The sequence below is a fragment of the Pandoraea soli genome (assembly GCF_902459595.1).
GTDB lineage: Bacteria > Pseudomonadota > Gammaproteobacteria > Burkholderiales > Burkholderiaceae > Pandoraea > Pandoraea cepalis.
Map to the genome: position 1 here is coordinate 32,529 of NZ_CABPSG010000005.1, position 20,089 is coordinate 52,617.

At 63.9% G+C, this 20,089-nt stretch carries 16 protein-coding genes; 1 reads left to right on the forward strand and 15 read right to left on the reverse strand.

Annotated elements, in window-relative coordinates; genetic code table 11:
- Positions 1–142 precede the first annotated feature (142 nt).
- From PSO31014_RS10500 to PSO31014_RS10510, 3 genes are all read right to left on the reverse strand, one after another.
- Positions 143–1,429: a Glu/Leu/Phe/Val family dehydrogenase gene (locus PSO31014_RS10500; RefSeq protein WP_150551574.1), complete on the reverse strand. Its 1,287-nt coding sequence runs from the start codon at positions 1,427–1,429 to the stop codon at positions 143–145.
- A gap of 209 nt (positions 1,430–1,638) precedes the next feature.
- Positions 1,639–2,595: a LysR family transcriptional regulator gene (locus tag PSO31014_RS10505; RefSeq protein ID WP_150551575.1), complete on the reverse strand. Its 957-nt coding sequence runs from the start codon at positions 2,593–2,595 to the stop codon at positions 1,639–1,641.
- Between the two features lie 137 nt (positions 2,596–2,732).
- Positions 2,733–4,637, reverse strand: coding sequence for an ABCB family ABC transporter ATP-binding protein/permease (locus PSO31014_RS10510; RefSeq protein ID WP_150551576.1), 1,905 nt, complete (start codon positions 4,635–4,637; stop codon positions 2,733–2,735).
- Positions 4,638–4,849: 212 nt separating this feature from the next.
- Between PSO31014_RS10510 and PSO31014_RS10515 the strand changes: the two genes are divergently transcribed.
- Positions 4,850–5,269: an acyl-CoA thioesterase gene (locus tag PSO31014_RS10515; RefSeq protein WP_017235634.1), complete on the forward strand. Its 420-nt coding sequence runs from the start codon at positions 4,850–4,852 to the stop codon at positions 5,267–5,269.
- Between the two features lie 98 nt (positions 5,270–5,367).
- Here PSO31014_RS10515 and PSO31014_RS10520 read toward each other — a convergent pair whose 3' ends face one another.
- From PSO31014_RS10520 to PSO31014_RS10575, 12 genes are all read right to left on the reverse strand, one after another.
- A complete protein-coding gene (locus PSO31014_RS10520) occupies positions 5,368–6,135 on the reverse strand; it encodes an enoyl-CoA hydratase (protein WP_150551577.1) in 768 nt (255 codons plus the stop codon).
- Between the two features lie 170 nt (positions 6,136–6,305).
- Complete coding sequence (locus tag PSO31014_RS10525; RefSeq protein WP_150551578.1) at positions 6,306–7,505, reverse strand: acetyl-CoA C-acyltransferase; 1,200 nt, start codon at positions 7,503–7,505, stop codon at positions 6,306–6,308.
- A 17-nt stretch (positions 7,506–7,522) separates the two neighbouring features.
- Positions 7,523–9,967: a 3-hydroxyacyl-CoA dehydrogenase/enoyl-CoA hydratase family protein gene (locus PSO31014_RS10530; RefSeq protein WP_150551579.1), complete on the reverse strand. Its 2,445-nt coding sequence runs from the start codon at positions 9,965–9,967 to the stop codon at positions 7,523–7,525.
- Between the two features lie 17 nt (positions 9,968–9,984).
- Positions 9,985–11,772 carry an acyl-CoA dehydrogenase C-terminal domain-containing protein gene (locus PSO31014_RS10535; protein WP_150551580.1) on the reverse strand — a complete coding sequence of 596 codons (1,788 nt, stop codon included), beginning with the start codon at positions 11,770–11,772 and terminating at the stop codon, positions 9,985–9,987.
- A 48-nt stretch (positions 11,773–11,820) separates the two neighbouring features.
- On the reverse strand, positions 11,821–12,414 hold the full coding sequence (locus PSO31014_RS10540; RefSeq protein WP_150551581.1) for a TetR/AcrR family transcriptional regulator: 594 nt from the start codon (positions 12,412–12,414) through the stop codon (positions 11,821–11,823).
- Between the two features lie 210 nt (positions 12,415–12,624).
- Positions 12,625–13,782, reverse strand: coding sequence for a cardiolipin synthase ClsB (clsB, locus tag PSO31014_RS10545; protein ID WP_150551582.1), 1,158 nt, complete (start codon positions 13,780–13,782; stop codon positions 12,625–12,627).
- Between the two features lie 18 nt (positions 13,783–13,800).
- A complete protein-coding gene (gene nudB / locus PSO31014_RS10550) occupies positions 13,801–14,265 on the reverse strand; it encodes a dihydroneopterin triphosphate diphosphatase (RefSeq protein WP_150551583.1) in 465 nt (154 codons plus the stop codon).
- 177 nt (positions 14,266–14,442) lie between these two features.
- The gene (gene aspS, locus PSO31014_RS10555) at positions 14,443–16,245 is read right to left on the reverse strand and encodes an aspartate--tRNA ligase (protein WP_017235626.1); all 1,803 of its coding nucleotides are present in this window, start codon (positions 16,243–16,245) and stop codon (positions 14,443–14,445) included.
- 47 nt (positions 16,246–16,292) lie between these two features.
- Positions 16,293–16,937: a DUF502 domain-containing protein gene (locus PSO31014_RS10560; RefSeq protein WP_150551584.1), complete on the reverse strand. Its 645-nt coding sequence runs from the start codon at positions 16,935–16,937 to the stop codon at positions 16,293–16,295.
- Positions 16,938–17,074: 137 nt separating this feature from the next.
- Entirely contained in the window at positions 17,075–17,416 is a 342-nt protein-coding gene (locus PSO31014_RS10565; protein ID WP_150551585.1) for an FmdB family zinc ribbon protein, read from the reverse strand.
- A 158-nt stretch (positions 17,417–17,574) separates the two neighbouring features.
- A complete protein-coding gene (locus tag PSO31014_RS10570) occupies positions 17,575–19,020 on the reverse strand; it encodes a high affinity choline transporter 1 (RefSeq protein ID WP_150551586.1) in 1,446 nt (481 codons plus the stop codon).
- A 374-nt stretch (positions 19,021–19,394) separates the two neighbouring features.
- Positions 19,395–20,081 (reverse strand): methyltransferase domain-containing protein, encoded by a 687-nt coding sequence (locus tag PSO31014_RS10575; protein ID WP_150551587.1) that lies wholly within the window; start codon positions 20,079–20,081, stop codon positions 19,395–19,397.
- Positions 20,082–20,089: the final 8 nt, after the last annotated feature.

Sequence of the window (20,089 nt, forward strand, 5' to 3'; positions counted from 1 at the left end):
ACAAATGCATTTTAGCACCGCATTTGCCCATTTTTTTATTATCGAATGTTCGGAACGTACGTCTTTCATAACGCAAATCGCCCCGAACATTCTGTTTTACGCATTATTGCGTATTACTACTTAGCCGGACAGCACCGCCTGATCAGGGGTACAGACCGCGCATCTCACGGGCCTGCAGAATCCGGGTACACGCCACGATGAATGCGGCAGTACGCAGCGAAACCTTATGCTCCTGCGCCACATGCCACACGCCGTCGAACGCTTCGCGCATGATGCGCTCCAGGCGGTGATTGATCTCTTCCTCGGTCCAGAAGAAGCTCGAGAAATCCTGCACCCACTCGAAGTACGAGACCGTCACACCACCGGCGTTGGCCACCACGTCCGGCACGACCAGAATGTTCTTGCTGCGCAAAATGTCGTCGGCCGCCGTCGTCGTCGGGCCATTGGCCCCTTCGACCACGATCTTCGCGCGGATCTTGTCGGCGTTTTTCTCGGTGATCTGGTTTTCGAGTGCCGCCGGAATCATGAACTCGCAGTCCAGCGACCAGAATTCGTCGTCCTTGATGGTCTCAGCCGCCGGAAAGCCGCCCACGCCGCCAGTTTCGGCCACGTGCTTGAGCAGGTTCGGCACGTCGAGGCCGTCGGACTTGTAGATAGTACCGGTGTGATCTTGCACGCCGATGACATGAGCACCCGCCTCGTGGAACAGACGGGCGGCAATGCCCCCCACGTTGCCGAAGCCCTGCACGATCACGCGCGCGCCGCGCACGTCCAATCCCAGACGGCGGGCCGCTTCGCAACTCACCACGAACACGCCGCGGCCAGTGGCTTCGCGACGGCCCAGCGAGCCGCCCAGCGAAATCGGCTTGCCGGTCACGACGCCGGTGGCGGTGGACCCCTCGTTCATCGAGTAGGTGTCCATCATCCACGCCATGATCTGCTCATTGGTGTTGACGTCCGGCGCAGGAATATCCTTCGTCGGCCCGATGATGATGTTGATTTCGCTGGTGTAACGACGCGTCAGACGCTCGAGTTCGCCGCGCGAGAGCTTGCGCGGGTCGACACGAATACCGCCCTTGGCACCGCCGTAAGGCACGTTCACCGCGGCGTTCTTGACCGACATCCAGGCCGACAGCGCCATGACTTCGGACAGCGTGACGTCCTGGTGAAAACGCACACCGCCCTTACCGGGGCCGCGCGACGTATTGTGCTGGACACGATAGCCCTCGAAATGGGCGATGGTGCCATTGTCGAGTTCGATCGGGCAGTCGACGATCAGGATGCGCTTGGGGCGCTTGAGGGTTTCGACCCAGCGCGACAGCGTGCCCAGGTAAGGCGTGACGCGGTCGACCTGTTGAAGGTAGTTGCCCCACGGACCGAGAGCATCGGCCTGCAGGTAAGACGGCAAGATATGTGACGTTTGCGACATTATGGAATTCTCCGGCTTCAATCTGCGCCGCACGCACATACCGTGCTTGCGACACGAATGGCTGGCACTTTACCGAGAACCCCCAAGAACAATCCAATGCCGAATAAACATGCAACTATGCATTTCGTGCATAGTTATGCCGCCCATCTGAAATCATCCCGATATTCCGAGAATCGACGCGCATCGCTCCGATCCGGCGCGAACGCCGGTCAGCCTTTGAGCTGATCGCGCACGGCCTGCCAGAACGCCTCGACCGCATCGCGTTTGGTCAGCTCGCGCCGGTTGCTGGCATCGGTATAGGCCAGACGGTCGCGATACAGGCGAATCTCCATGTCCAGATGCCATGGGGCCGCCGCCTTGCCCGGGGGCGCGAGATCGACCAACTCGCCGCGCGCGACCGAATCGATCACGGCACTTTCCGGCAGAAACGCCACACCGTGACCGGCGAGCGCCATCGCCTTGAGCGCCTCGGCCATGTCCGTCTCGTACACCTTGTCCAGATGCAGCCGGCTCGACGCATCGCCGGCGAGCAGATCGGTCATCCGGCCGAGATAGGCGTTCGCCGTGTAAGCGAGATAGGGCACCGGCGCGTCTGGCGTGCCAGGCAGCTTGAAGCGGGCGCGCTTTTGCGGCGTCGGAGCGCTGTAGGGGCTGAACCGCTCGCTGCCGAGCACGATCATCTCGTAGCGCGCCGCATCGAGTTGCAACGGCTGGCTCGGATGGTAGTAGCACATCAGGAGATCACAGCCTCCGTCGGTCAGCGACATGGCCGCGTCGTGCACATTGAGCGCACGCAAACGGCTGCGCAGCAGGCCCAGACGCTTCTCCAGCGCCTTGAGCCAACGCGGGAAGAACGTCATCGACAGCGTGTGCGGCACGGCGAAATCGAGCACCGAGTGGTCGGCCGAGCGCTGCTCGCGCAGCAAGGCGCGCGCCTCCTGCGCTTGCGAGAGCAATGCCAGAGCCTGCTCGTAGAACACTTCGCCGGCCGCGGTGAGGCGCGTGGGATAGCTCGATCGGTCGATCAGTTCACTGCCGAGCCACGCTTCGAGCGACTGAATCCGGCGCGAGAACGCGGGCTGCGTCACATGGCGCAACTCGGCCGAACGACTGAAACTGTTCGTCTTGGCGAGCGACACGAAGTCCTCGAGCCATTTGATTTCCATGTGGCACTCCCGCGTCGGCGATGTCAGCGCGCTAGTCTACTCAATCGTCCGCCCGACGGACAGGCCCGCGCCCACGTCGGTCGCCCAACGGCCCAACCGCCCTGCCTACCGCCCGACGGCCGCGTCGCCCCGCCCCCTCAGGACACGACCGTGGCAAAGTGCGACGCCTCGGCATCCCCCTCCCCGTCGCGACGCTGCTGTTGCAACGCCCACATCTGCGCGTAGAGTCCTTCGGCACGCAGCAGGTCGTCGTGCGTGCCGCGCTCCACGATGCGGCCCTTATCGAGCACGATGATCTGCGCGGCGTGCACGACCGTCGAGAGGCGGTGCGCGATGACGAGTGTCGTGCGCTCACGAGCGATGTTGCGCAATTCCGCCTGGATCGCCTGTTCGGAGCGCGAGTCCAGCGCGGAGGTCGCCTCGTCGAAAATCAGGATGTGCGGATTCTTGAGGATGGTGCGCGCAATCGCCACGCGCTGCTTCTCGCCGCCCGAGAGCTTGAGCCCGCGCTCGCCGACCATCGACTCGTAGCCGGCGGGCAGGCTCTCGATGAAGTCGTGGATATGCGCCGCTCGGGCCGCGGCGATGACCTGCTCGCGCGACGCCGACGGATTGCCGTACGCAATGTTGTAGTAAATCGTATCGTTGAACAGCACGGTGTCCTGCGGCACGATGCCGATGGCCGCACGCAGCGAGTCCTGCGTGACGTCGCGAATGTCCTGCCCATCGATGGTGATGCGCCCCGCCGCGGTGCCGGGGAAGCCGACATCGTAGAAGCGGAACAGCAGCCGCGACAGCGTCGATTTGCCCGAGCCGCTGTGTCCGACGACGGCCGTGGTCGTGCCTGCCGGCACGGTGAAATCGACGTCGTGCAGAATCTGGCGCGACGCCTCGTAACCGAAATTCACGTGATCGAAACGCACGGTGCCGCCGTGGCACACGAGCGCCGTCGCGCCCGGCGGATCGGCGACTTCACGATTCACGTCGAGCAACGTAAACATGCGATCCATGTCGGTCATCGCTTGCTTGAGTTCTCGATAGATCACGCCAAGGAAGTTCAGCGGAATGTAGAGTTGCAGCATGAAGGTGTTGACGAGCACCAGATCGCCGAGCGTCATGCGGCCACTCATCACGCCTTGGGTGGCATGCCAGAGAATCAGGATGAGTCCGGTTGCGATGATCGCCTGCTGTCCGAAGTTCAGCACCGAGAGCGAGTTTTGCGACCGAATCGCCGCCGCACGATAGCGCTTGAGGTTCTCGTCGTAACGCTGCGTCTCGAACGCCTCGTTGCCGAAATACTTCACCGTCTCGTAGTTGATGAGCGAATCGATGGCGCGCGCGTTGGCTTTCGAGTCGAGTTCGTTCATCGTGCGACGAAAGTGCGTGCGCCACTCCGTGACTTTCACCGTGAAAACGATGTAGAACGAGAGCGCCACGAGCGTGACGATGGCGTAAAAGGCGTCGTAGCGCACGACGAAGAAGCCGAGCACGAGCGCCACTTCGATGAGCGTGGGCAGAATGCTGTAGAGCGAGTACGAGATCATCGACTGGATGCCTCGCGTGCCGCGCTCGATGTCGCGACTCATGCCGCCCGTCTGACGCTCCAGGTGAAAACGCAGCGACATCGCGTGCAAATGGCGAAACACCTTGAGCGCGATTTGCCGCACGGCGCTTTCCGTCACCTTCGAGAACAGCATTTCCCGCAGTTCGGTAAAGAGCGACGTGGACAGGCGCACCATCCCGTAAGCCACGACGAGCAGACCGAGACCGCCCACGACGATCAGGCTCGCATCGCCCGATGCGCGCGCCGTGGCGGAGAAGGTCGCCACGGGGCCGAGCCCGTCCACGATGTGCTTCATGATGATGGGCACGCCGAGGTTGGCCACCTTCGCCATGACGAGGCACGACAGCGCCAGCGTGACGCGTCCGCGGAATTCGAGCAGATACGGCAACAGCGATTTGATGACTTGCCAGTCGCCGCGGGGGGGGCGAGCGGCGTCGGAGGCCCTCGGTGCAGGCTCGGCCGAAGAGTAACGTCTCATGATGGGGAGGGGCGGCGTCCGGCTCGTTCGAGGGCTTTCCGCTAAAATCGTCGATGGCGTATTTTCGCAGAACCCGGCGTCTCATGCTGAGCCGACGCCGGGCGGCTCTCCCGCCCGTGGAAACCCCAGGAAAGACCGTCGGCGGCGTGCCGCCTCCGTCTTTCCCGCGGTGTCCGACTTTTGCAGTCTTTCCGGCTCACGCAAGGATCCTCATGAGTACCTCGACCGCTGCCCTCACGGCCCTGCCCGAAGAAAAAGAACTGGCGCTGCGCGTGCTGCCGATGCCCGCCGACGCCAACGCCCACGGCGACGTATTCGGCGGCTGGATCATGTCGCAGGTCGACATTGCCGGCTCGATTCCCGCCGCGCAGCGCGCCAACGGCCGCGTGGCGACCATCGCCGTCAACTCGTTCCTGTTCAAGGAACCCGTGTTCGTGGGCGACCTGCTGAGCTTTTACGCAACGATCGTGAAGACCGGCAATACGTCGATCACCGTCTATGTCGAGGCCTACGCGCAACGCATGCGCCTGTCGCACGAGATCGTCAAGGTCACCGAGGCGATGGTCACCTACGTGGCGACCGACGAAGATCGCCGCCCGCGCCCGCTGCCCAAGCTCGACACGGCAAGCTGAACGTCCGTTGACGAAAAAAACGCCGCCGCCTCGCAAAACGAGGCGTGCGGCGCTGATGCATCTGCCGCGCCGCCGAGTCTCCCCGGCGACGGCCAGCGTTACGAAAACTGACTGAAGTCCGGCTTGCGTTTCTCGAAGAAAGCGGTGAACGCCTCACGCGCTTCCGGAGATACGAGCCGTTTGCCGAACTCCAGCGCCTCGTCGCGAATACGCGACTGCACCGCCTGTGCGCTGTCGCCCTTCATCAACTGCTTGGTCACGCGCAGCGACCCCGCCGGCATGGCCGCGAGTTGCGCGGCACGCTTCGCGGCGTAGTCGGCCAGTTCGTCCGCTGGCACGACGCGGTTGACGAAGCCCATTGCGACGGCCTCGTTCACGTCGAACGGCTCGCCGAAAAGCAGCTTCTCCGCGGCACGCTGATAGCCCGCCACGCGCGGCAGCAGCCAGCTCGACGCCGCCTCCGGACACAACGCCAGTTGCGAGAACGGCAGCGAGAAGCGTGCGGTTTGCGTGGCATACACCACATCGCAGTGCAGCAGCAGCGTCGTGCCTACACCCACCGCATTGCCTGCCACGGCCGCCACAATCGGTTTGGTTGCCTGGCTGATCGCACGCAGGAACTGGAACACGGGGGCGTCTTCGTCCTTCGGCGGTTTTTTCAGGAAGTCTTCGAGATCGTTGCCCGCCGAAAAGGCCTCCGGTTGCCCCTGGATCAGGATCACGCGCAACGACGGATCGGCCTCCGCCTCGGCAATGCCTTCGGCCATTGCCTGATACATCGCGGCGGTAATCGCATTCTTCTTGTGCGCGCGGTTGAAGGTCAGCACCTGCACCGCGCCCTGGCGATGCACCAATACGTCTTCCATCTCGTGTGTCTCCTCGGGTGTTCCGGGCATCCGGCAACGCCGGGTTACGGCCCGCCGTAGATGACAACGCCGGGGGCGATCGCGCTATTGCGAAACCGCACCCCGGCGCCCTGGGCCGTCGTGCGCCGCAGGTCTGACGATTGCCAGCCGACGGTCAACGACGCGCCCGCTTACATGCGCTCGAGAATCCCCGCCGCGCCCATGCCAGTCCCCACGCACATGGTCACCATCCCGTACTTCAGATTGTGACGGCGTAGCGCATGCACCACGGTTGCCGCACGAACTGCGCCGGTCGCGCCCAGCGGGTGACCCAGGGCAATCGCGCCGCCCATCGGGTTGACCTTGCGGGTATCGAGATCCAGATCCTTGATGACGGCAAGGGCCTGCGCGGCAAACGCCTCGTTCAGTTCGATCCAGTCCATGTCCTGCTGCGACAGGCCTGCCGCGCGCAGTGCCGCCGGAATCGCTTCCTTCGGACCGATGCCCATGATCTCAGGCGGCACGCCGCGCACGGCGAACGACACGAAACGGGCGAGCGGCGTGAGGTTGAACTGCTTGAGAATCTTCTCGCTCACGACGAGCAGCGCGCCGGCGCCATCCGACGTCTGCGAGCTGTTGCCGGCCGTGACCGACCCCTTGTTCGCGAACACCGGACGCAGTTTTCCCAGCCCTTCGATCGACGTATCCGGACGCGGGCCTTCGTCGAGCGACAACGTGCGCGTCTTGATGGACACTTCGCCGGTGGCCAGATTCGGGAAGCGTTCGACGATCTCGATCGGCGTGATCTCGTTCGTGAATTCGCCCGCCTGTTGCGCCCGGATCGCCTTCTGGTGCGAGGCCAGCGCGAAGGCGTCCTGCGCGTCGCGCGTCACGCCCCACTGCTGCGCCACCTTCTCGGCGGTCAGCCCCATGCCGTAGGCGATGCCCACGTTCTCATCGCGCTCGAAGATCGACGGCGAGAGCGACGGCGTGTTGCCCATCATCGGCACCATGCTCATGCTCTCAATCCCCCCGGCGAACATCGCGTCGGCTTCGCCCACACGAATGCGGTCGGCCGCCATGGCGAGCGCCGTCAGGCCGGAGGCGCAGAAGCGATTGACGGTCACCCCGCCCACCGTGTTCGGCAGGCCCGAGAGCAGCGCACCGATACGCGCCACGTTCAGGCCCTGCTGGGCTTCGGGAATGGCACAGCCGATGATCGCGTCTTCGATGACCTTCGGATCGAGATCCGGCACCTGTGCGAGCGCGCTCTTGAGAATGGTCGCGAGCAGGTCGTCCGGACGCGTGTTCTTGTAGCTGCCCTTGGGTGCCTTGCCGATCGGCGCGCGCGTGGCGGCAACGATGTAGGCGTCTTGCAGTTGTTTGCTCATGTCAGTCTCCGATCGGCTTAGTTGCGTACCGGCTTGCCGGATTGCAGCATGCCCATGATGCGTTCCTGGGTCTTCGACGTGCCCAGCAGGTCGATGAAGGCGCGACGCTCGAGCGCCAGCAGCCAGGCTTCGTCCACAAGGCTGCCCGCTTCGACGTCGCCGCCGCACACGGCTTCGGCAATGCGCGAGGCGATCAGGAAGTCGTGCGCCGAGATGAAGTTGCCGTCGCGCATATTCACGAGCGACGCCTTGATCGTCGAAATCCCCGAGCGGCCCGCCACCGGAATGCCGGCCGGCTTGAGCGGCGGACGGTAGCCTGCCACCGCCAACGCGCGCGCCTCGTTGCGGGCGACCGACAGCAGTTCGTGAACGTTGTAGACGATGGTGTCGGTCGGCTTCAGATAGCCCATGTCGCGGGCGTCGAGCGCCGAGGCCGAGACCTTTGCCATCGCGGCGTTGGTGAACGACTTGGTGACGAACTGGAGATACTGCACGCTCCCCGCCGCGGTCGCGGCGTCGGCCGCGCGGATCGCCGCTTCCTTCAGGCCACCGCCGGCCGGCACCAGGCCCACGCCGACTTCCACGAGACCGATGTAGCTCTCGAGCGCCGCCACGCGCTTCGCGCTATGCAGCAACAGCTCGCACCCGCCGCCCAGCGCAATGCCGGAGACGGCCGAGACGACCGGCACCTGCGCGTACTTCACACGCATCATGCCGTCCTGGAACTTCTTGATGAACGGCTCGATGCCCTTCGCGCCGCCCATCATGAAGGCGGGCATGGCGGCTTCCAGATCGGCGCCGGCAGAGAACGGCCCGCCCGGCGCGCCGAGTTTGAGCGACGTCGGCTGCCACACGACCACACCGCGATATTGCTGCTCGGCAAGATCGATGGCGCGGGTCAGACCGTCGATGACGGCCGGTCCGATGGTATTCATCTTCGTCTTGAACGAGACGACAAGCACGTCGTCCTGCCCCGGGGTCTCGTCGACCCACAGGCGCACGGCGTCGTTCTCTTCAATGGTCTTGCCGAACTGGCGCGGGTCGGCGCTGGCGTCACCCACGAGCGATGCGGGGAACACCTGACGCTGATACACCGGCAGCGTGCTGCGCGGCACAAAGGCGTTCTTGGCCGGGGCATACGAGCCCGCCGCCGTGTGAACCCCACCCGCTTCGGCCACCTTGCCGCTCGTCACCCACTGGGGTAACGGGGCGTTCGAGAGCGCCTTGCCCGCGTCGATGTCTTCCTGCACCCACTGCGCGATGTCCTTCCAACCCGCAGCCTGCCAGTCCTCGAACGGACCGGTGCTCCAGCCGAAGCCCCAGCGAATCGCGAAGTCGACTTCACGCGCGTTGTCGGCGATCTGTTCGAGATACACGCCGATGTAGTGGAACACGTCGCGGAACACAGCCCACAGGAACTGTGCCTGCGGGTTCGTCGATTCGCGCAGCAGACGCAGACGCTCTGCCGGGGCCTTCTTCAGAATGCGCACAACCATCTCGTCGGCCTTCTTGCCCGACTCGACATACTCGCCCGATTGCGGGTCGAGCACCTTGATGACCTTGCCTTCCTTTTTGTAGAAACCCGCGCCCGTCTTCTGACCCAGTGCGCCCTTTTCTACGAGTGCCTTGAGCACGGGCGGCGTGGCATACGTCGCGGCGAACGGGTCGTCCTTGAGGCCGTCCTGCATCGTCTTGATGACGTGCGCCATCGTGTCCAGGCCAACCACGTCGGCCGTGCGGAACGTGGCCGACTTGGCACGACCCAGCTTGCTGCCGGTCAGGTCATCGACCACATCGAACGGAATGCCATACTTCTGCGCTTCGGCGAACACCGCCAGAATCGAGAACACGCCCACGCGGTTGGCGATGAAGTTCGGCGTATCCTTCGCGCGCACCACGCCCTTGCCGAGCGTGGACGTGAGGAACGTTTCGAGTTGGTCGAGAATCTCCGGCGCCGTGGTGGCGGTCGGGATCAATTCGACCAGATGCATATAGCGCGGGGGATTGAAGAAGTGCACGCCGCAGAAGCGCGACTTCAGATCGGCATCGAAGCCTTCCGAGAGTTCGGTGATCGACAGACCCGACGTGTTCGACGCGAAGATCGCGTGCTTGGCCAGATGCGGCGCGACCTTCTTGTACAGGTCGTGCTTCCAGTCCATGCGCTCGGCGATCGCTTCGATCACCACGTCGCAGCCGGCGAGGGTGGCAAGGTCGTCCTCGTAATTCGCCGCTTCGATGTATTGCGCGTCGGCCTTGTCGGCGAACGGCGCGGGGCTCAGCTTCTTCAGGCTGTCGATGGCACGCAGGACAATGCCGTTCTTCGGGCCTTCCTTGGCCGGCAGATCGAACAGCACGACGGGCACTTTCGCATTGACGAGGTGCGCAGCGATCTGCGCACCCATCACGCCGGCGCCCAGCACAGCGACCTTGCGTACGACCAGGGGTTTGTTGGTTTGGCTCACGGTGATCTCCTCCGATCTCAGAACAGGTCGACGTCGACTTCCATCAGCGTCTTCGCACCGGCACGGGCCATGCGGATTTGCGACGCGGTCTCCGGCAGCAACTTGGCGAAATAGAAACGCGCCGTGGCGAGTTTCGATTCGTAGAACTTGTCGCCGCTGCCTTGCTTGTCAAGCGCAATGCGCGCCATGCGTGCCCAGAAGTACGCGAACACGAGATGGCCGACCACACGCTGATACGGCACCGAGGCGGCGCCCACTTCGTCTGGATTGGCCATGGCCTTCATGCCGATTTCCATCGTCAGCTTCTGCACCTTATCGCCGATGTCCGCAAGGGGATTGACGAACTCCTGCATTTCTTCCTTCGTGCCTTCGGCCTCGACGAAGTCCTGCACGAGCTTGCCGAACTTCTTGAGCTTCGCCCCCATGTCGCCGAGCACCTTGCGGCCCAGCAGGTCGAGCGCCTGAATCGAGTTCGTGCCCTCGTAGATCATGTTGATGCGAGCGTCGCGCACATACTGCTCCATGCCCCACTCGGAGATGAAGCCGTGGCCGCCGTAAATCTGCATCGCATGGTTGGTGCACTCGAACGCGTTGTCGGTCAGGAAGGCCTTGATGATCGGCGTAAGCAGCGCGACCAGATCCGCCGCCTCACGACGCTCGGCTTCGTCACCGTGCGACAGTTCCTTGTCGATGTGCAGCGCGGTCCAGTATGAGAACGCGCGACCGCCTTCCACATAGGCTTTCTGCGTGAGCAGCATGCGGCGCACGTCCGGATGCACGATGATCGGATCCGCCGGCTTGTCCGGCGCCTTCGGGCCGGTGAGCGAGCGCATCTGAATGCGCTCCTTCGCGTACACCAGCGAGTTCTGGTAAGCGACTTCCGTCAGGCCCATGCCCTGCATGCCCACGCCCTGACGCGCGGCGTTCATCATCACGAACATGGCATTCAGGCCCTTGTTCGGTTCGCCAACGAGCCAGCCGCGCGCGCCGTCGAGGTTCATCACGCAGGTGGCATTGCCGTGAATGCCCATCTTGTGCTCGATCGAGCCGCACTTGATGCCGTTGCGCTCACCCGGTGCGCCATTCGCGTCGGGGATGAACTTCGGCACGACGAACAGCGAGATACCCTTCGTTCCCGGCGGCGCATCCGGCAGGCGCGCCAGCACAAGGTGGACGATGTTGGCGGCCATGTCGTGCTCGCCGGCGGAGATGAAGATCTTGGTGCCGGAGATGGCGTACGAGCCGTCGCCATTCGGCTCGGCCTTCGTACGCAGCATGCCCAGGTCGGTGCCGCAGTGCGGCTCGGTCAGGCACATCGTACCGGTCCATTCGCCCGATACGATCTTCGGCAGATAGGTGGATTGCTGCTCGGGCGTGCCATGCGCATGCAGGCACTCGTAAGCGCCGTGCGACAGGCCGGGATACATCGTCCAAGCCTGGTTGGCGGAATTGAGCATTTCATACAGGGCGTTGTTGACCACCTGCGGCAGCCCTTGGCCTCCGAACGCGGGGTCGCACGCCAGCGAGGGCCAGCCGGCCTCGACGTATTGCTGATAGGCCTGCTTGAAGCCGGTCGGCGTCGTGACGACGCCATCGCCTTCGTACTTGCAGCCCTCGCGATCGCCCACCTGGTTCAGCGGGAAGACGACTTCGCTGCAGAACTTGCCAGCCTCTTCGAGCACCTGGTTGATGGTGTCGGCATCGATGTCCGCGTGTTTCGGCAATGCCTTCAATTCGTTTTCCACGCCCAGCAGCTCGTGCAGAACGAATTGCATGTCGCGCAGCGGCGCGTTGTACTGTCCCATGACCTACTCCTCCGAACAAATCGAATTGAATCGCGGACGGCTCACGCCTCACCCGCGCTGATAAGACGAAATCAGTTTTTCCAGCGCCACCCGGGTCATCTCGACCGCCCCCGGCTCCCGAAGGAACCGCGCGTCGTGATGCAGGCCCAGCGTCAGGCTGTACATTTCAAAAAGCATCAGACGCGGATCGGTGTCCGCACGCAGATGCCCCTCCTCCTTGGCCTGCGTAATCGCACGCAGCAGGGCCGATCGCCACAACCGCACGCTCTTCATCAAGGCCTCGCGCACCGGGCTGGCCGCGCGATCGTCGTACTCGACGGCACCGCTGATATAGATACAGCCCGTCGTCACCTCGCGAATGCGCTTGTCCATCCAGCGATCCACCAGCGCCCTGAGTCGCGGCAAGCCGCGCGGCGCATCCATGCCAGGGGCGAACACCTCAGCCTCGAAACGCCGGTGATATTCACGCAGCACTTCAATCTGCAAGTCTTCGCGCGAACCGAAGTGCGCGAAAACGCCGCTTTTGCTCATCTGCATACGATCGGCCAGCAAGCCGATCGTCAGCCCCTCAAGTCCATCGCGCCCCGCAAGTTCCAGCGCGGCATTCAGGATGGCGGCTCGTGTCTGTTCACCCTTTCGCATGTGTTTGGCATCGCTTTGGTTATCCGTTCTCCGATGCTAACCAAAAAATCGAACGGCCGTCCTATTATTGAGGGACGCCCATGGGTGGACAAGGAATTTATTAGATCGGAATACCTAATCGGTAACCGTCGAAGGGCGGGGTTTGGCGGCGTCGGCACGGGGCCGAGGGCAATGAGCAACGGCGGAAAATCCGTCGGAATCCGGGCAAAGTCAGTCGTATCTGCCGCGCGTGAGAAGCCGCATCGTCAGGCGATAGAGGCGATACGCCGTCCACTGGCGAAAGCGCCGCCAGCGCGAGCGAGCGCCATAGCGGTCGGGGTCGATGAGACGCGCCTCGCCGAAGGCTTGGCGGATATGGTCGCGCAGTTCGATGACCAACGGATCGTCGAGCACCACCACATTGGCTTCGTGATTCAGGAACAGCGACAGCGCATCCAGATTGGAGGAGCCGACCGTCGCCCATACGTCGTCGACGACCGCCACCTTGCCATGCAGTTGACGCACGTCGTACTCGCCGATGCGCACGCCGGCATCGAGCAACTTGGCGTAAAGCCAGGGCACCGCGGCGTCGAGCAGTCGGAACTCGTTGCGCCCGATCAGCAGATGCACCGCCACGCCGCGTTTGGCCGCCTGCGTCAGAGCACGTCGCAGTCGGCGGCCGGGCACGAAATACGGATTCGCGAGCCAAACTTCGTGGCGCGCGCGCCCCAGCGCCATCAGGTACGCCTTTTCGACCGCGCGACGATTGTGCAGGTTATCGCGTGCCACGAAGGCTGCCTGACCGGCGTAAGGGGCGTGCAGACGCCCACGTTGCCCGCGACGCCGATGACGGAACGGCGTCCCCAGATACCCCGGCGCGACCCGCAACCATTGAATGTGAAACGCGATGGAGATGTCGGCGACGATGGGACCGCGGCATTGCACGGCGAAGTCCCAGCGCGGATCGTCCATGCGCGTGTCGCCACCGGCGTTGTCGTCGTCGATGATGTTGATGCCGCCGACGAATGCCACCGCGTGATCGACGATGGCCAGCTTGCGGTGCGTGCGCGAGAAACCGAACTTGCCGAACAGCCGCGGATTGTAGATGCGATACGCCACGCCGCTCTCGCGCCAGTCGGCGAGAAACGGCAGTCGGCGGCTCGTGCCGATGCCGTCGAGAATGACGCGTACCGTAACGCCGCGTTGCGCGGCGCGTTGCAGCGCGGCGGCGACCTGCTGCCCCGCCTCGTCGGCTTCGAAGATATACGTCTCGAGCGCCACGTCGCGGGTGGCGCCGTCGATGGCGGCGATGAGGGCTGTGAAGTAGCGCTGACCGAGATAGAGCAGTGTCAGATCGTTATCGCGGGAGAACGGCAGGTACTTGCTCATCGGTACGCGATGCCGCGGCTAGCGCACGCGCAACGGCAACTGCCGGATGGCATCGCCGTTCGATGGTGAGAAACAGCGCGCGGCGGCCGCCTCCCACGGCAGCCAGGCGTAGGCGACATGCTCGCGCGGCGAGAGCGTCACGGCGGTGTTCTGCGGCACGCACAAGCCGAACCAGTGTTCCGTATTGCGCGTCACGCCCGGTGCATAGCGATGGGCCCAACGCGGATAGATGTTGTACTGAATTTCGTGCTGCCAATCGGTCAGGGCAGCGGCGGGCACCGGGGTTCCGTTTGCCACGCGAATACCGGTTTCCTCGAAGACTTCGCGCACGGCCGTCTCGAGCAGCGGTTCGTCGAGCTGGTCCTTGCTGCCGGTGACCGACTGCCAGAAGTTCTCGGCGTCGGCACGCTCGATGAGCAGAACGTCGAGCGCCGGCGTATAGATCACGACGAGCACGGATTCGGGAATCTTGAAGGGCTTCATGCAGGCGGCGAAATTCGATGACGGCACCGACGACCGGCACCGATGACGCATTGTATAGGGCAAACGCCGGGTGTTGCGGCACGCGCGATGCCCCGAAAAACGAAAACCCCCTCGCCTGACGGCAGAGAGGGTTTTCAGCTTGCGCGCGGGGCCGGCGAGCGGCCCCGTGAGGCCACGTCAGGCCTTGGGCGCTTCCGGCTGGCGCAGACGGATATGCAGGTCGCGCAGTTGACGCTCGTCGACCGACGACGGTGCCTGCGTGAGCAGATCCTGCGCGCGCTGCGTCTTCGGGAACGCGATCACGTCACGGATCGAATCGGCACCGGCCATCATCGTGATGACGCGGTCGAGACCGAACGCGATACCGCCGTGCGGCGGCGCGCCGTACTGCAGCGCGTCGAGCAGGAAGCCGAACTTCGCACGGGCTTCTTCCTCGCCGAGATTGAGCGCACGGAACACCTTGCTCTGCACGTCTTCCTGGAAGATACGGACCGATCCGCCGCCGATTTCCCAGCCGTTGAGCACCATGTCGTAGGCTTTGGCCAGGCACTTGCCCGGATCGGTCTCGAGGTAGTCGATATGCTCGTCCTTCGGGCTCGTGAACGGGTGATGGCACGCAACCCAGCGGGCGTCTTCCTCGTCGTACTCGAACATCGGGAAGTCGACGACCCACAGCGGACGCCAGCCGGCTTCGAACAGGCCGTGGCTCTTGCCGAACTCCGAGTGACCGATCTTCAGGCGCAGCGCGCCGATGCCGTCGTTCACCACCTTGGCCTTGTCCGCACCGAAGAAAATGATGTCGCCGTCTTGCGCGCCGGTACGCTCGAGAATCGAGGCAACGGCGGCGTCGTGCAGGTTCTTCACGATCGGGCTTTGCAGACCGTCGCGACCCTTGGCCACTTCGTTGACCTTGATCCACGCCAGGCCCTTCGCGCCGTAGATCTTCACGAAATCGGTGTAGGCGTCGATTTCGCTACGCGAGATCTCCGCACCACCGGGCACGCGCAGCGCAACCACGCGGCCGCCTTCGGTCGTGGCCGGCACCGAGAACACCTTGAAGTCCACGTCGCCCATCACGTCGGTCAGCTCGGTGAATTCCAGCTTCACGCGCAGATCGGGCTTGTCGGAGCCGAAGCGACGCATCGCTTCCGCGTACTCCATGACCGGCACCTTGGCGTCGAGGTCGACGTCGATGGCTTCCTTGAACACGTGACGAATCATGTTCTCGAACAGATCGCGGATTTCCTGCTCCGTGAGGAACGAGGTTTCGCAGTCGATCTGCGTGAATTCCGGCTGACGGTCAGCGCGCAGGTCTTCGTCGCGGAAGCACTTGGTGATCTGGTAATAGCGGTCGAAGCCGGCCACCATCAGGAGCTGTTTGAAGAGCTGCGGCGACTGCGGCAGCGCGAAGAACATGCCGGCGTTCACACGCGAGGGCACCAGATAGTCGCGCGCGCCTTCCGGGGTGCTCTTCGTGAGCATCGGGGTTTCGATGTCGATGAAGCCTTGCGCGTCGAGATACTTGCGCACTTCCATCGCCACCTTGTAGCGCAGGCGCAGGTTGTATTGCATCTGCGGACGACGCAGATCCAGCACGCGATGCGTGAGGCGCGTGGTTTCCGACAGGTTCTCGTCGTCGAGCTGGAACGGGGGCGTGACCGACGGATTGAGCACTTCGAGCGCGTGGCACAGCACTTCGATCTTGCCGCTCGTCAGGTTGGCGTTTTCGGTGCCCGCCGGACGGCTGCGCACCAGGCCCGTGATCTGCACGCAGAACTCGTTGCGCAGGCCTTCGGCGGCCTTGAACATCTCCGCGCGGTCCGGATCGCACACGACCTGCACCAGACCTTCGCGATCGCGCAGGTCGATGAAGATGACCCCGCCGTGATCGCGGCGGCGATTGACCCAGCCACACAGCTTGACCGTTTGGCCCAGTTGTTGCTCGGTCACCAGACCGCAGTAGGAGGTACGCATGGACATTTTGCTGTTCCGATTTTCAAAAAATGGCGCCGGCGATTCCCGGTGGCTCAGAGGAGCGGACCGGGACGTTGCTGGCGCGGGTTGTGGGCGGGCGCCACCACGCCCATCGATACGATGTACTTGAGGGCGGCATCGACCGTCATGTCGAGTTCGACCACGTCGCTCGCCCGCATCATCAGGAAGAAGCCCGACGTCGGGTTCGGCGTCGTGGGGACATAGACGCTCACGTACTCGCCCTGCAAGTGGTTGACCACGTCGCCGCCCGGCGCGCCGGTCAGGAAAGCGATGGTCCAGGAATCCGCGTGCGGATATCGCACGAGCAACGCCTTGCGAAATGCGTTGCCGTTGCTCGACAGCAAGGTGTCGGACACCTGCTTGACGCTGCCGTAAAGCGGTCCAACGATGGGAATGCGCGTCAGAACGGCTTCCCACCAGCCGACCAGCTTCTGGCCGATGAAATTATGCGCCAGAAGACCGACGACGAACACGAACCCGAGCGTCACCACCACGCCGAAGCCAGGCACGCGCATGCCGATGAGGTGCGACGGCTGCCAGTCGTCCGGCAACAGCAGCAAGGTCTGATCCATCGTGCCGATGATCAGGCCGAGTACCCAGAGCGTGATGGCGAGCGGCACCAGCACCAGCAGGCCGGTGAGGAAAATCGTCTTCAACGCGGGTTTTTTAACGCGCATGGCAGGGCTCGCGAAGGTGGGCGGCTATGGGGTATATATCAGCGGACGAATCCGCGTTCCGGCGTTCCGGCGTTCCGGCGCATCGGTCCTGCCGCGCATCCGGCCGCCGGGCTCGAACGCGCACCGTTCTGTCTATCTCAGTGGCAGGCGCAACCGCCGCCACAGCTTGCCGCCGGCGCGCTCGACGCCTCGCCGCCAGACGACGAGGTCGAAGCGCACGACGACGCGCTCTCGCCCGAGGCCGCTGCCGGCGCCGCCGGCGCTGCGCCCGAGGCCGGCGCACTCGCGCCGCCCGAACCGCCACGGAAATCGGTCACATACCACCCCGAACCCTTGAGCTGGAACCCCGCCGCAGTCACTTGCTTGCGAAACGTGTCCTTGCCGCATTCCGGGCACTGGGAGAGCGGATCATCGCTCATTTTTTGCAGCACATCCTTGGCGAAACCGCATGTTTCGCAACGATAAGCATAGATAGGCATGGTACTTTCCGACGGAAAAAGGCGCGCAAAGCCTTGAATTATAACCGCTTCACAAGGCTTTCGGGATTTGTCCAGCCACATATGGGGCCGCAACGCCCCAAGATCAAGATGGGTCGTTGACGTAATCCGCGTAGTGAAAGGCTTCCCGGCCCGGGTCGTCAGATCGTCGACGCCTGCGGCTCCCGCGACTGCGCATGCTCTGCGTTGGGTTGGAGGAGCGAGCCAACGACCATGCCGGCGATCGAGGCCGCCAGACCCGCCAACTGCGCCGGCACCATGGCCTCGGGCGCCAGCCATTCGCACCCAATCCAGACGACCAGGCCGAAGAGCACGGCGAGCGTGCCGCCCAGCGAGCTCGAACGCTTCCAGTAAAGTCCGAACGCCAGCGGCACGAAGCAGCACACGAGCGTGACCTTGTATGCGCTCTCGACCATATGGAAGATCGACGCCGTGGAATTCAGCGCGTACACCAGCACCAGCGCCGTGAAACAGAGCACGACGATACGCATCAGTCGCAGCAGGTGCTTGTCGTCGATACGACCGCGCAGCATCGGGCGGACGATGTTCTCCGCGAACGTCACCGACGGCGCCAGCAGCGTGGCCGACGCGCAACTCTTGATGGCCGAGAGGAGCGCGCCGAAGAACATCACTTGCGCCACGATCGGCACACTAGTGAGCACCAACTGCGGCAGAATCTGTTGCGGATCGGTGCCGATGTACTTCTGCACCATCGACGGAGCGATCAGCAGGGCCGAGTAGGCCAGGAAGATCGGGATGAACGTGAAGAAGAAGTACAGCACGCCGCCCGTGACCGAACCGGCGACCGCCACATTTTCCGACTTGGACGACATCACGCGCTGGAACACGTCCTGTTGCGGAATCGAGCCGAACATCATGGTAATGCCCGCGGCAATGAACGCCAGCACTTCCGTTGGGTTCAATTCCGGCAGGAACGCGAACTTGCCGGCCTCCGCCGCGTGCGCGATCACCGCGCTCGCCCCACCCGGCACCATGCCGGAGACCTGCACGGCGATGTACACAAGCCCCACGACGATGATGATCATCTGGATGAAGTCGGTCACCGCCACCGAGATCATGCCGCCGAGCAGTGTGTATGCCAGCACCGAGACCGCGCCGATGACCATGCCCATGGGCTCGGACATTGCGCCACCAGACACCGCGTGAAAGACGAGTCCCAGCGCCTTGATCTGCGCGCCGACCCAGCCGAGGTACGAGATCACGATGGCGATACTCGTCACCACTTCGACCGTCCGGTTGTACCTGAGCTTGTAGAAGTCGCCGATCGTCATGAGGTTCATGCGATACAGCTTGCGGGCGAAGAACATGCCGACGAGCACCAGGCACATCGACGAACCGACCGGATCCGAGACCACGCCGCGCAGCCCTTCGCCGAGGAAGGTGGCGGGAATGCCGAGCACCGCTTCGGAGCCGAACCAGGTGGCGAAGACCACGGCGATGACCATGCCGTAGGGCAGGCGGCGGCCGGCCACGGTGAAATCCTTGGTATTGCGGACCTTGAGGGCGGCCAACAGCCCGATGGCCACTGAAATGACCCAATACAGTATGACAAACCAGATCAGCATAACGCGGCCCCCGCCAATCCCCGGGGCGTCGGTCATGGCGCGGCGGCGTCAGTCTTGCGCCCGGTCCGGCCTCAAAAGGCCGCCGCGCAAGCGAACGATACCGCGCCTTGGGCCGCAGCCTTCAGGGCAACAAAAAATCAGGTCGTGCATGACGGGGCCGATGCGACGGAGCGCCTTTGTCTGCCCGCTTTTGCCACCTGTCGAAAAAATTTCGGCCGATTATAGCGGCGCGAGCGTCACGCGGGGAGGAAAAATCACGACAGCCCGTTCGATGACGGCAAATATCGGGAATTGCCCAGCGTCTGGGGTGACGTTGCATGCTGATGGTACAAGTGGGTCATGACTGCCGGCACGGCAAAACAGGGGCTATACGCTCAGCGCCGGCGCCAGATCATCCAGTGTTCGGCCCCGGCGAAGACCGGCACCGAGTCGTCGACCCGCCGGTCCACCTCGCAGACGAAGTCCTGACCGAGCAGCGCATCGAGGGCGTCCGGCGCGATGCCGAACGGCGGGCCCTTCAGCGTTTCCTTGAGGAAGAAAAATCCGGCCAGACGTCCACCTTGGGGCAGCAGTTGCGCCATCCGGCGTGCGTAGTCCTGCCAGAGGGTGCGGGGCAAGGCGCAGAGAAACGCGCGCTCGTAGACCACCTCGAGCGCGAACGGCGGCGTATAGGTGAAGAAATCGGCCTGTTCCACGAGCGCCGCGTGTGGACCGAGCCGCGCCTTGGCCGACGCGACGGCGGTCGCCGAGAAGTCGATGGCCCGCACCGGCCAGCCTTGCGTGTCGAGCCACGCGGCCTCGTACGCCGAGCCGCAGCCCGGGATCAGCGTGGCCCGGGGCGCTCCCTCGCCTGCTACGAAGTCGCGCAGCGCCTTGGGCACCCCGGCCGCGTCCCAAGGCATGAAGGCACTTGCGAAGCGCTCGTCCCAGAATTCCGCGCGCGACGGATCGCGATGGGAGAACGACGGGACGGCGGGCGCGGCGGGCGCACCGCCCGTCGTCGGGCGGTCATCCTCGCGAGGGGCAGCGAATGCGACGTGAGATGGTCGGACGATGGGCACCGTGGGCT